This window comes from Pedobacter duraquae (assembly GCF_004362245.1).
In the GTDB taxonomy this organism is placed as follows: domain Bacteria; phylum Bacteroidota; class Bacteroidia; order Sphingobacteriales; family Sphingobacteriaceae; genus Pedobacter; species Pedobacter duraquae.
The window spans coordinates 1,382,994-1,395,529 of sequence record NZ_SNWM01000001.1; the positions used below are offsets into that span (position 1 = coordinate 1,382,994).

General features: G+C 40.9%; 13 protein-coding genes. 6 read left to right on the forward strand and 7 right to left on the reverse strand.

Annotation, left to right across the window (positions count from 1 at the left end; all coding sequences use genetic code 11):
• Window positions 1-4: 4 nt before the first annotated feature.
• Genes bshB1 through CLV32_RS05980 form a run of 3 tightly spaced genes read right to left on the reverse strand, consistent with a single transcriptional unit; the run spans window position 5 to window position 1,866 of the window.
• Window positions 5-721, reverse strand: a complete 717-nt coding sequence (gene bshB1, locus CLV32_RS05970) for a bacillithiol biosynthesis deacetylase BshB1 (RefSeq protein ID WP_133553364.1) — start codon at window positions 719-721, stop codon at window positions 5-7.
• Between the two features lie 24 nt (window positions 722-745).
• Window positions 746-1,243: a glutathione peroxidase gene (locus tag CLV32_RS05975; RefSeq protein ID WP_133553366.1), complete on the reverse strand. Its 498-nt coding sequence runs from the start codon at window positions 1,241-1,243 to the stop codon at window positions 746-748.
• A 5-nt stretch (window positions 1,244-1,248) separates the two neighbouring features.
• A complete protein-coding gene (locus CLV32_RS05980) occupies window positions 1,249-1,866 on the reverse strand; it encodes a DUF4294 domain-containing protein (RefSeq protein ID WP_133553368.1) in 618 nt (205 codons plus the stop codon).
• Window positions 1,867-2,012: 146 nt separating this feature from the next.
• Here CLV32_RS05980 and CLV32_RS05985 point away from each other — a divergent pair, with 146 nt between their 5' ends.
• The 4 genes from CLV32_RS05985 to CLV32_RS06000 all read left to right on the forward strand — a co-directional run bounded on the left by CLV32_RS05985 (window position 2,013) and on the right by CLV32_RS06000 (window position 7,418).
• Entirely contained in the window at window positions 2,013-4,220 is a 2,208-nt protein-coding gene (locus CLV32_RS05985; RefSeq protein ID WP_133553370.1) for a RelA/SpoT family protein, read from the forward strand.
• 63 nt (window positions 4,221-4,283) lie between these two features.
• On the forward strand, window positions 4,284-4,775 hold the full coding sequence (locus CLV32_RS05990) for a Fur family transcriptional regulator (RefSeq protein ID WP_133553372.1): 492 nt from the start codon (window positions 4,284-4,286) through the stop codon (window positions 4,773-4,775).
• A 41-nt stretch (window positions 4,776-4,816) separates the two neighbouring features.
• The gene (locus CLV32_RS05995) at window positions 4,817-6,094 is read left to right on the forward strand and encodes an adenylosuccinate synthase (protein WP_133553373.1); all 1,278 of its coding nucleotides are present in this window, start codon (window positions 4,817-4,819) and stop codon (window positions 6,092-6,094) included.
• A gap of 67 nt (window positions 6,095-6,161) precedes the next feature.
• The gene (locus tag CLV32_RS06000) at window positions 6,162-7,418 is read left to right on the forward strand and encodes an anthranilate synthase component I family protein (RefSeq protein ID WP_133553376.1); all 1,257 of its coding nucleotides are present in this window, start codon (window positions 6,162-6,164) and stop codon (window positions 7,416-7,418) included.
• A gap of 17 nt (window positions 7,419-7,435) precedes the next feature.
• Here the strand turns inward: CLV32_RS06000 and CLV32_RS06005 are convergent, their stop codons facing one another.
• From CLV32_RS06005 to CLV32_RS06020, 4 genes are read right to left on the reverse strand one after another with little or no spacing between them, the layout of a single operon-like run.
• Complete coding sequence (locus tag CLV32_RS06005; protein WP_133553378.1) at window positions 7,436-8,266, reverse strand: M48 family metallopeptidase; 831 nt, start codon at window positions 8,264-8,266, stop codon at window positions 7,436-7,438.
• A gap of 48 nt (window positions 8,267-8,314) precedes the next feature.
• A complete protein-coding gene (plsY, locus tag CLV32_RS06010) occupies window positions 8,315-8,962 on the reverse strand; it encodes a glycerol-3-phosphate 1-O-acyltransferase PlsY (RefSeq protein WP_133553380.1) in 648 nt (215 codons plus the stop codon).
• 2 nt (window positions 8,963-8,964) lie between these two features.
• Entirely contained in the window at window positions 8,965-9,807 is an 843-nt protein-coding gene (nadC, locus tag CLV32_RS06015) for a carboxylating nicotinate-nucleotide diphosphorylase (RefSeq protein ID WP_133553382.1), read from the reverse strand.
• A 48-nt stretch (window positions 9,808-9,855) separates the two neighbouring features.
• Window positions 9,856-10,251, reverse strand: a complete 396-nt coding sequence (locus CLV32_RS06020) for a DUF4783 domain-containing protein (protein ID WP_133553384.1) — start codon at window positions 10,249-10,251, stop codon at window positions 9,856-9,858.
• 140 nt (window positions 10,252-10,391) lie between these two features.
• On the opposite strand from CLV32_RS06020, the gene gpmI reads away from it, so the two are divergent.
• Together gpmI and CLV32_RS06030 are read left to right on the forward strand one after the other, a co-directional pair.
• Window positions 10,392-11,912: a 2,3-bisphosphoglycerate-independent phosphoglycerate mutase gene (gene gpmI, locus CLV32_RS06025; RefSeq protein WP_133553386.1), complete on the forward strand. Its 1,521-nt coding sequence runs from the start codon at window positions 10,392-10,394 to the stop codon at window positions 11,910-11,912.
• Entirely contained in the window at window positions 11,912-12,433 is a 522-nt protein-coding gene (locus tag CLV32_RS06030) for a hypothetical protein (protein ID WP_133553388.1), read from the forward strand. The genes gpmI and CLV32_RS06030 overlap by 1 nt, the downstream gene beginning before the upstream one ends.
• The last annotated feature ends 103 nt before the right edge of the window (window positions 12,434-12,536 follow it).

Genomic DNA, 12,536 nt, shown 5'->3' on the forward strand with positions numbered 1-12,536 from the left:
GTTGCTACCTGAGTTGAAATATATCTTCTATACCTAGTAGCTTACGCGATGTAAAACCTTCTCCAAACGTTGCACCTATCGATTTACCAAACTCGCGGGCTCTGCCAAGCACGCTTTCAAAAAATTCCGGAGATGAAATATAAGTCTCTGCTTCATGGTGGTCCGGATTATAAAACTGTGTTTTAAAAGCCTGAATTGCCTTGATCTTGATTTCTATATAGGGTGTGATATCAACGATAATATCGGGGCGGATATAATGATCCTGAATGTATTGCAATACTAACCTTGGACGCCAGGCAGCTTGTTCTTCTCCACCTTCCTCCGTACTGATCTTTGCCAGGCCCGCAAGAAAACAGGAATCATTTGCGAGGTCTCCTGCCCTGCCATGATCGGGATGGCGATCCTGCAGGGCATTGCTCAATACGATCTCGGGTTGATACTTCCGGATCATCCGGATCACTTCCATCCTATGGCTTTCATCATTCTGAAAAAAAGCATCCTTGAAGCGCAGATTTTCACGAGCGTGGAGGCCCAGGATCTTTGCTGAGTCCGCCGCTTCTTCGTCACGTGTCTCTGCTGTACCGCGGGTACCAAGTTCACCTCTGGTAAAATCAACAATACCTACTTTTTTTCCTTCAGCAATGTATTTGGCAATTGTACCTGAGCAGCCCAACTCTGCATCATCAGGATGTACAGCGAGTACTAATATGTCTAATTTCATGTATATTTTGAATAATCAGCGCTGTTAAAGGAGTCGCTGGATTTTTTTCTTAACTTTTGAGGAAAGGGGTTTGGTAAACGGAAAGAAATAATCTATCACCTTACCTTCTTTATTTATTAAATATTTGTGGAAGTTCCAGCGTGGAGTAGAGTTAAGTTCACCATTGTATTTTTTATCCGCCAAAAACTGATAAAGCGGATGTGCATGCTCACCACGAACCATAATTTTATCAAATACAGGAAAGTCAACACCATGATTTACCTGACAGTATTGGCTGATGGCTTCACCTTCAAGCGGCTCCTGCCTGCCGAAATCATTGGATGGAAAGCCGAGGACTTCGAAGTCCTGACCTTTAAATTCTTCACGAAGGGCCTGTAATTCGGTCAGTTGAGGTGCAAAACCACATCCTGAAGCTATGTTGACGATCAATAGGACTTTATTCTTGTAATCCGAGAGGTTCTTTTCAGTACCATTGATAAATTTCACCTTAAATTGGTGTACACTTTTAGTTGTATCCGTCATGCTTATTATTGATAGAATCCCGAAGAAGTGATAATGGATTCAATATCCCTATCTTCAACAGGATCATAAGTACTCTTCAGGTTGTGACCAACAACCCGGGCTACCGATTGGTAAAGAAATGCCGTTAAGCCCCCCTTGGTTTGTTTGACAATATCGTACGTAGTTCGTCCAAGCTCCCGGTCTATCAGTTTGGTTAAAATCTGACCCTGCGTAATTGTCAATTCTTTAATCTCCTTATTGAACATCTGCTTAATCTCCTGATCGCAGGCCTTGATCAGCTTCTTTTGTTCCTTTTTATCTGGTTGCACAGCAAGATCGGTCTCCAACTGCTGATACCTCCGCTTAGCGAAAAGCGCATAGGGCATTACTTTGAGCACATTATAGCGCAACCTATAAAATGCTGCCTGCTCTGCGGGGGATTTAAAAATCCGCGTTCCGTTAATGACGACTTCGTTAAGACCAATCCACGGAATCATTAATCCATCTACGTTTGTAGCAGCCACTTTGATGGTGTCATTTTTTCCCATGGGCGGATATTTGACATCAATAGGCTTCACCGTCACCTGCGCATAGGCGCCGGTAATAATGACATTGAGCAGAAGAATCAACCTATAAAATTTCATAAATTTATAATCCTACAAAGTTAAACCTAAATTTATATATTAGGTTTCAGATGAACACTTAAATTTGTTGATTGTTTGTCAGATAGCAGTCAATAGTGTTATCTCCAATACAACCAAAAGCTAATCAATATACGAATAAACTGCAAATGAAGAATACCCTGGTGATAGATTTAGAGGCTGAGAAACAAGAGATCCTGAAACGGTACCGTGCATTATTGCGTGCATGTAAGTCGACCTTGCAGAAAGGTGATAAGAAAGAGATCCGGAAAGCATTTGATATGGCGTTGGAAAGTCATAAGAACATGCGCAGAAAATCCGGCGAACCTTATATTTATCATCCCATTGCAGTGGCACAAATTGCGGCCGAAGAAATTGGGCTGGGTACTACATCTATTGTCTGTGCACTATTACATGATGTAGTAGAGGACACGGATATTACACTGGAAGATATTGAGCGCGAGTTTGGCAAAAAAACAGCAAAAATCATTGATGGCCTGACTAAAATATCCGGCGTATTTGACTACAACAGTTCCCTGCAGGCAGAAAACTTCAGGAAAATGTTACTCACGCTGGCCGATGATGTCAGGGTAATCCTGATTAAGCTTGCTGACAGGCTGCACAACATGCGAACAATGGATTTTATGCCCAGACAGAAGCAGTTGAAGATTGCCTCCGAGACTATTTATTTGTATGCTCCTCTGGCCCATCGTTTAGGTTTGTATGCGATCAAATCTGAACTCGAAGATTTATCCATGAAATATCTGGAACCAGATACCTATAAATATATTGCAACACAACTGAATGAGAAAAAAGCTGAACGAAACCTTTTTATAAAACGTTTTGTTGAGCCTATCAATGAAATCCTGGCCGAGCAGGGCCTTTCAGCAGATATTTTCGGAAGACCTAAATCTATCCATTCCATCTGGAATAAGATGAAGAAAAAGAATATACCTTTCGAGGAAGTATATGATCTTTTTGCTATCCGAATTATTTTGGACAGTGTTCCTGAACAGGAAAAGGCAGATTGCTGGAAAGCTTATTCTATTGTAACCGACTTATACCGGCCTAATCCTGATCGTTTGCGCGACTGGGTATCCTCGCCTAAAGGAAACGGCTATGAATCTTTGCATACTACAGTAATGGGTCCGAAAGGACAATGGGTGGAAGTGCAAATCCGTACACAACGGATGAATGAAATTGCAGAAAAGGGTTTTGCTGCGCACTGGAAATACAAGGAGTCCAGCAATGATAATGGCCTGGATCAGTGGATCATGAAAGTGCGTGAGATGTTGAACAATCCAGAAGCCAATGCCCTTGACTTCCTGGATGATTTTAAAATGAATTTGTTCTCGGATGAGATCTTCATTTTCACACCCAAAGGTGCATTGATTCAACTTCCCCTCGGTGCCACTGCACTTGACTTTGCCTTTGAGATCCATACCGATGTGGGTGCTAAATGTATCGGCGCCAAGGTAAATCACAAACTGGTACCCTTGTCCTACAAGCTACAAAATGGTGATCAGGTTGAAATTATCACGTCAGGTAAACAAGTACCCAAAGAAGACTGGCTCAACATTGTTTGTACCGCTAAGGCAAAATCGAAAATCAAATCTTCCTTAAAAGAAGAAAAAAGAAAGATAGCAGAACAGGGAAAGGAAACACTTGAACGGAAACTGAAATCGCTGAAGATTACCTACAATACTGACAACCTGAATAAACTCAGTTATTTCTTTAAACTCGCCTCAACACAAGATCTTTTTATTGGCGTAGCTCAAGGCAGGATAGAACTTAAAGACCTGAAAGACTATCTGGCAAGTGAAAAGGAAATAGAAAATAGAGGATCTGGTCAGAATGATCATCAGCAAATCGAAGCTTTACTAAATAAGGTTAAAGGGCCCGAATCCGACATACTCCTCATTGGAGAGGATATGCAACGGATCGACTATACACTTGCCGCTTGCTGTAATCCGATCCCGGGAGATGATGTTTTCGGTTTTGTGACCGTGAGCGAGGGTATCAAGATCCACCGGACAAACTGCCCTAATGCTGCACAGCTTATGGCAAACTATGGCTATAGAATTGTAAAGGCAAAATGGAATAAACAAAAGGAGCTAACATTCCTGACCGGCCTGCACATCATCGGAATTGATGATGTAGGGCTGATAAACAATATTACTAAAGTAATCTCTGGTGATTTTAAGGTGAATATGCGTTCTATTACTGTAGACACCGATAATGGAATTTTTGATGGTTCAATCATGATCTATGTAAACGACAAAGAACATCTGGACATGCTGATTGAAAATCTGTTAGAGGTAAAAGGTGTGACGGGCGTGACACGCTTTGACGCCTAAATAGCGGAATAAATCCTAGAGTTTAACTTAAAAATTGATACCTTTGAAAGGAGTTTAAAAACTATGTCTACAAACCACAACAGCGAGTTAGTTAGAAAGATATTCGAAGCTTACCTCGAAAATAAAAGTCTGAGAAAGACACCAGAACGTTTTGCCATACTCGAAGAAATCTATTCAAGAGATGACCATTTCGATGTAGAAACCCTCTACATCCATATGAAAAACCAAAAATACAGGGTTAGTCGTGCTACAGTATACAACACACTCGAACTATTGGTAAGCTGTGATCTTGTAACCAAGCACCAGTTTGGTAAAAATATGGCCCAGTTTGAAAAGTCATACGGCTACCATCAGCATGACCATATAATCTGCATTGATTGCGGTAAGGTAGTGGAATTCTGCGACCCACGTATTCATCAGATTCAGAGCATGGTGGGTGATTTACTGAAGTTTGACATCAAACATCACTCTCTTAATTTATACGGCGTGTGCTTCGACTGTAAAGAAAAGGCTACTCCTGCAGTTGAAAAAGCTGTAGCAGAACATGCAAACTAAAGAATGAATATTCCAATTATAATCTTTTCTAATTTAAAATAATGACGCAAGTAGATGTGCTTCTTGGCCTGCAATGGGGCGACGAGGGCAAAGGTAAAATTGTGGACGTATTAAGTCCGCAGTATGATTTAATCGCTCGTTTCCAAGGCGGACCTAACGCTGGACATACCCTGGAGTTTGATGGTAAAAAGTTTGTACTGAACACCATTCCTTCAGGAATTTTCAATGAAAAAACCATGAACCTGATTGGTAACGGTGTGGTGATCGATCCAATTATCCTGAAAAGAGAACTGGACAATCTGAAAACTGCTGGTCATGACCCTATAGCAAAAGAAAAACTGGTTATTGCCCGTAAAGCACATTTAATCTTACCTACGCATCAGTTACTTGATGCAGCGAACGAAGCTAAAATGGGTAAAGATAAAATCGGTTCTACTTTGAAAGGTATTGGCCCTACTTATATGGACAAAACCGGAAGAAATGGCTTACGTGTTGGAGATACCACCTTACCCGATTTCAAAGAACGTTATGACAAACTTGTTCAAAAACATATGGATATCTTATCTCATTATGATTTTGAATTTAACCTGGCTGAAAAAGAAGCTGCGTTTTTTGAAGCAATCGAGTTTATTAAGACCATCCCACATGTAGACAGTGAGCATTTTGTAAATGGTTACCTGAAAGCGGGAAAACGTGTATTGGCTGAAGGTGCTCAGGGTACCTTACTGGATGTAGATTTCGGATCTTATCCTTTCGTAACCTCTTCAAATACCACCACTGCTGGTGCATGTACAGGTTTGGGTATTGCACCTAATAAAATTGGTAGCGTAGTCGGCATCTTTAAAGCTTATTGCACACGTGTTGGTGGCGGCCCTTTCCCTACCGAACTGGAAGATGAAGTAGGTGAAAACCTGCGTCAGGTTGGCCATGAGTTTGGTGCCACAACTGGCAGACCACGCCGTTGTGGCTGGATTGACCTTCCGGCACTTAAATATGCGATTATGCTGAATGGCGTTACCGAGATGGTAATGACTAAAGCAGACGTACTTAATGACTTTGATACGATTTATGCTTGTACACATTATGAATATAATGGTGAGACCATTGATTATATGCCATATGATATTATCTCGATCAAACCTGTCCCTGTATTGAAAGCAATTGAAGGCTGGAAAACGGACATCACTAAAATTACAAAAGTGGAAGAGATTCCTGAAAAACTTGCATCGTATATTGCCTTCCTCGAAAAAGAACTTGAGGTTCCGGTAAAATACCTTTCAGTTGGTCCTGACCGTGTTCAAACTTTGATTTTATCTTAAAAAATCACATTACATAATAGAAGAGGATGGCCACAAACCATCCTTTTTTTGTTTTAACTTTGTTGGGATGACTACGCAGGAATTGACTAAACAAAAAGCATTGTTGTGGGCAGCGCAATTTGAAAATTGTTGCTTTTTGGATTCTAACCACTATACAGATCACTATAGCAGCTACGAGGTATTGATAGCGGCCGGCAGTAAGCAGGTTCTTAGTACTTCTGAAGGAAATGCTTTCGCCGAACTAAAGTCATTCTATGATGCCAATCAAAGTTGGATGTTCGGGCTCTTGGGCTATGACTTAAAAAATGAGATAGAATTGCTCAATTCGAGTCAGCCAGATGAACTTGGATTTCCCGACCTGTTTTTCTTTATTCCAGAGTATGTAATAGGGATCAAAAACGACGCTATCGAAATCATTCTGGGTAACTCTGATATACTTGAACAAATCAGTCAATTAGAGATTAAACAGCAAGCATGGTCTAATACAGAACTCCAGATTGAACAGAAACTGGAAAAAGAGCAATACCTGAATGTTATAGATGAAATCCGCAGTCACATTAACCGCGGCGACATCTACGAAGTTACATTTTGCCAGGAATTTTTTGCCAGAAATGCCCGAATCGATCCGTTGCTTACATTTCAACGCCTGTCTGAGGTATCCCCTACACCATTTTCTGGCTTCATGAAAATTGCTGAACGATATATTCTTTCAGCCAGCCCTGAACGATTTCTGTGCAAACGCGATAATACCCTCATTTCTCAGCCAATTAAAGGCACCGCAGGCCGGGGGAAAGACAATGCAGAAGACGAATTGATCAAGGCGCAGCTAAGGGGAGATCAAAAAGAGCAGGCAGAAAACGTGATGATTGTTGATCTGGTGAGAAACGACCTAACTAAAAGTGCTGTTGCAGGAAGTGTACAGGTAACCGAATTATTTGGTATTTATAGCTTTACTCAGGTTCATCAAATGATCTCTACAATTACCTGTGAATTAAGACCTGATATACATTTTATAGATGCCATAAAAAACACTTTTCCAATGGGATCTATGACTGGCGCACCTAAGATAAGGGCTATGGGATTGATTGATCAATTTGAAAAGTCGCGCAGGGGCGCATTTTCCGGAGCCCTCGGCTATATTACACCTGACGGTAATTTTGACTTCAATGTCATCATCAGGAGTATTCTATATAATGCAGCAAACAACTATATGTCTTTTCAGGTTGGAGGAGCTATCACATTTGCCTCAGATCCTCTTCAAGAATATGAGGAATGCATGATCAAAGCGTCAGCATTGATGGAAACGTTAAAAGGACCGCTTTGACGGTCCTTTAAGTGATATTATCTTACCGGTTTCCCGCTCGTAGAGTTGTAGTAACGTTGTGCCTCTGGCAAATCCTTTTGAATTTGTGCAATTCTTGTTGCATCGGCAGGGTGTGTACTTAAAAATTCAGGTGGTTTTTGTGAACTTGCACTGGATTGTGCCATCCGTTGCCAGAAACTTACCGCACTGCTTGGATTATAACCAGCCATAGACATGAAAATCAGTCCCAGGTGATCTGCTTCCAGTTCTTGTGTACGAGAATTTGGTAACAGATATCCGGCTTGGGCACCTACACCGTAAAGTGAGCTAATCACCTGTTGGGTAGCAGCAGATTGCCCACCGGTTGCAGCGCCGATCAGCCCACCTACCCCTTGAGCAACGGCAGCTTTGGATGCACGCTCCGAAGAATGTTGCGCAACAGCATGGGCAATCTCATGTCCCATCACCGTAGCAAGTCCGGCATCGTCTGCAGCCACTGGCAAAATACCTGAATACACCGCAACTTTACCTCCTGGCATACACCAGGCATTCACTTCCTTACTATCGATCAGATTGAACTCCCAATTGAACCCTTGAATTTGTGCAGCATAGCCGTTGGCATTCATGTATTGTGTTACTGCAGTAGCAATCTTTTGTCCTATACGCTTTACCCTTGCAGCATCAGCGTTATTAAGCACTTTAGTTTGAGGATCTTTGAGCAGCGTAGTATAACTTGCTGCTGCAGCAGTCTGCATTTCGCTTTCACTTACGAAACTAATTCTGTTCCGGCCTGATAATGGCACTGTTGAGCAGGAGTTGGCCATCAGAAGTAAGGCTAATGCCATACCCGTTAATTTGATCTTTTTCATTATTTGGTTTTTTTAGTATGCAGCTCATCTACTGCATAGAATCCGTTTTTAGTTGTTTTTGCTTCTGAACAAATACACTTTGGATTCTTTGCCTTTAAGCAGTCTTTCTAGATTTTTCTGATGAGTAACCAGAATAAGGATACAAACGCACATACCATATAGCACCTCCGATTTGATCGATGAATGGAATACGAAAATTATGCCTAAGGGGAAGGTAAAACCTGCACATATAGAACTTAAAGAAACGTATTTAGTAATCAGTAAAACTGCAACAAAAACAAGAACGCAAAGCATAGCTGCCGGGAAGTTAACTGCCAAAATCATTCCAAAAAGTGTAGCTACTCCCTTTCCACCCCTGAACCCGGCAAAAATAGGGAACAGGTGTCCCATTACAGCTGTTACACCCAGCGCCAGCTCGTAGTTTACAAATTGAGATGAGTTGTGCGGGCCTGTCACAGAAAGACCTATAAAATAGGCAAGTTTGGTGGCCGTATATCCTTTAGCAATGTCAATCGTCATTACAGCAATGCCCGCCTTTTTGCCAAGCACACGAAAAGTATTGGTTGCTCCGGCATTTCCACTGCCATATTCCCGCACGTCAACGCCATAAAAAGCCCCGCCAAGCCAAACGGCTGTTGGAATGGAGCCACATAGATAGGCTAAAATGACCGCCGAAATTGAATAGATGGATACCATACCTAAAAGGCTTTTAAGCTCATGTCTAAACTTCTTACAGAATGAGTAAGCGCTCCCATAGAGATAAAATCTACCCCGGTAGCAGCATAACCCGCAAGCGTTTCTAATGTTATACCACCAGATGCTTCGGTACTATATTTGTGATCTATGCGGCGCACAGCCTCTTTAAGATCGGTAAGGTTGAAATTATCTAGCATGATGCGCTGGATACCGCCGCGTTGAAGCACCTGCTCTAATTCTTCCAGATTCCTGACTTCAATTTCTATATCAAGTTCTTTCCCTGTCCGCTCAAGATAGGCATTTGATGCATCTATAGCTTTTAAAATTCCACCAGCATAATCAACATGGTTATCTTTAATCAGGATCATATCATACAAACCAATTCTATGATTTACCCCTCCGCCAATTCTTACTGCCCATTTTTCCAGATAACGCAGTCCGGGAGTAGTTTTACGTGTGTCCAGAATCTTGCAGGATGTACCTTCTAATAAGGTCACTATACTATGCGTCTTTGTAGCAATGCCACTCATTCGTTGCATGCAGTTAAGAACAAGTCTTTCTGCCAACAGGATCGAATGCACGTTGCCGCTTACATGAAAGGCCACATCTCCATACTTAACAGCATCACCATCATTCAAAAATACTTGTGTTTTTAAATCTTTATTGATATAGTGGAAGATATGTAGGGCAAGTTCAACGCCTGCCAGTATTCCCTCCTCTTTAATGATCAGTTTGGCCTTGCCCTGAGCATCAGCAGGAATGGTAGATAGTGAGGTATGATCGCCATCGCCAAGGTCTTCAGCGAGTGCATTTTTTATGAAACGGTCTATTACTTGTTTATCCAAAACACGAATTTTATCCCAAAAATAGCATTTTTACGTAAAATTTTTAGATTATTTATCCGCTTCTATCTTCAGTTCAGTTATGTAAAAAGTTCCGGATGTCTTTTTATAGCTGATTGTTGTTCTGAATTTACCACTCTTGGTGGCCAGAGCAACAATACCAACCTGATAGTTAGGATTTGTATCTATGACATGAACTACAGTTGCATTGACTGGGATATGTTTGGAAAAAAAATCTCTTAAAATCTGCTCTGCTTGTGCTTTGGAATACACATCAGAATCGCTTAGGATGCCCAATTCGACAGATGGCGCAAAATTTTTCGCTATATCTTTCGCATTTCCATTCTTAAAATAAGGTAGCACATCGTTGACCAGGTCACCTTGAAATAACATGGATGGCAACAAGCTCGTGATAAAAAATAGGATCGGCACTAACGTTTTGGTCATCTTAATGTAGCTTATATAATTTTCGCACACAAATTATGCCACGAATGTATTACTAATTCTAAGATTGTTACCTTAAAAAGTTCAATAGACTTATATTTGTTTTATTATATGCTCCACTCAATTTAAACTCTATTTCAAGCATGAATACAAAAAAAGTGATGCTCCTGATCCTTGACGGTTGGGGCTACGGCAAAAAAGATAAATCAGATGCAGCGTATGCAGCAAATACCCCCTTCTTTGATTCGATCATTAAAAAATATCCAAACAGCAAACTTGAAGCTTCGGGTGAAGCTGTTGGCTTACCTGCCGGACAAATGGGAAATTCCGAAGTGGGTCATATGAACCTGGGCGCTGGAAGGGTAGTTTATCAGGAACTTGGCCGCATTAATAAAGCTATTTCCGATCGCTCTTTATTCAGTAACGAAACGTTAGTAAAAGCTTTCCAATATGCTAAAACAGAGCACAAAGCAGTTCATTTTATTGGTTTGTTGTCTAATGGTGGTGTGCATGCGCATATTAATCATCTAAAGGCGTTATGCGATGCCGCTCAAGAACAGGGTTTGACAGATGTATTTATTCATGCATTTCTAGATGGAAGAGATACAGATCCCAACTCTGGTTTAGGCTTTGTAAAGGACCTGGAAGCTCACCTCAAACATTCTGCGGGAAAAATAGCAAGCTTGATCGGCAGGTACTATGCGATGGACCGTGATTCAAGATGGGAAAGAGTTAAGCAGGCGTACGATCTGTTAACAAAAGGAATAGGTACAGCGACTACAGATGTGGAAGGCGCAATAGCACAGTCTTATGCAGATGGTATTACCGACGAATTTATCAAACCTATCGTAGTTACTGCTGCTGACGGTAAACCAACAGCAACCATACAGGAGGGGGATGTAGTAATCTGCTTTAACTACCGTACTGACAGAGGACGTGAAATCACTTCTGCGTTAAGTCAGGTTGACTACCCTGATTTTGATATGCACAAATTGAAATTATACTATGTAACAATGACTACTTACGACGAGAACTTCTCTGATGTGAAAGTTGTATTTACAAAAGATGATCTTAGTGAAACACTGGGTGAAGTTCTTGAAGCGCATCATAAGAATCAAATCCGTATTGCCGAAACAGAAAAATATCCACATGTTACTTTCTTCTTTTCGGGTGGTAGAGAGCAAGTTTTCGATAACGAAAAACGCATCATGATTCCATCACCAAAAGTTGCTACATACGATCTGCAACCTGAAATGAGTGCACAAGGCATTACAGATGCTATTTTACCAGAGCTTGAGCGCGGATGGGCAGATTTTATTTGCCTAAACTTTGCAAATCCGGATATGGTTGGGCATACAGGTGTATTTGAAGCTGTTGTAAAAGCAGTGGAAACGGCTGACCGTTGTGCAGAAGCTGTAGTAACCAAGGGATTAGAAAACGGATATGCTTTTATCATACTGGCTGATCACGGCAACTCAGAGTTTATGATTAATGGAGACGGATCGGTAAATACCGCGCATACTACAAACCTTGTTCCATGCGTATTGATCGGTACCGAATACACACATATTGCCGATGGCAAGCTTGGAGATGTTGCACCGACAATCTTAAAATTGATGGGTATTGAAAAACCAGCCATCATGAGCGGAAACGTATTGATCTAATGAGAAAATACTTTGCAATCCTACTGTTTAGTTTAGCAGCTTGCAATAACCCGCAGGATGTTAAACCTGTAGCTGGAGCTAAAAATTTTGATCTCGTCGGTTATTTTGACGCTGAGGCGAAAAGATTAGATGTTAGAAGCCCTGTTATTTTAAAATCCGTCTGGATTAACGGCAAGCAAGAAACTAAATCTATTAAAATAAAAGATTGGAAAAAAGAACTCTCAATTTTCACTGACGCAGATATTAATAAAAGAGCCTGGGATGGTGAATTTAAAAAATCCGAATCAGCGACATTCGAACAGTATAGTACAGAAAACGAAAAAATCCCGGTTAAGAAAGTTTTAATCTGGAAAAAATCAGAAAAAATCTGTGGCCTCAAAATCCTGATCAGAAATAGCAACTACTTATACACCTCGACAGATACACTCTCCTATTATCCCGATAGCTTGTATCAAATTAAAAAGATGCAACAAATAAGATTTATGAAAAGTAAACATTATCAGATTTTGGGAAGGTTTTAATAAAGGCCGGGAAATAACCCGGCCTTTTATATTTACAATATTGCAAAGACATCTCATTTTTATTACCGTCTTACATACCTCAGACTAATTAAAATGACAAATC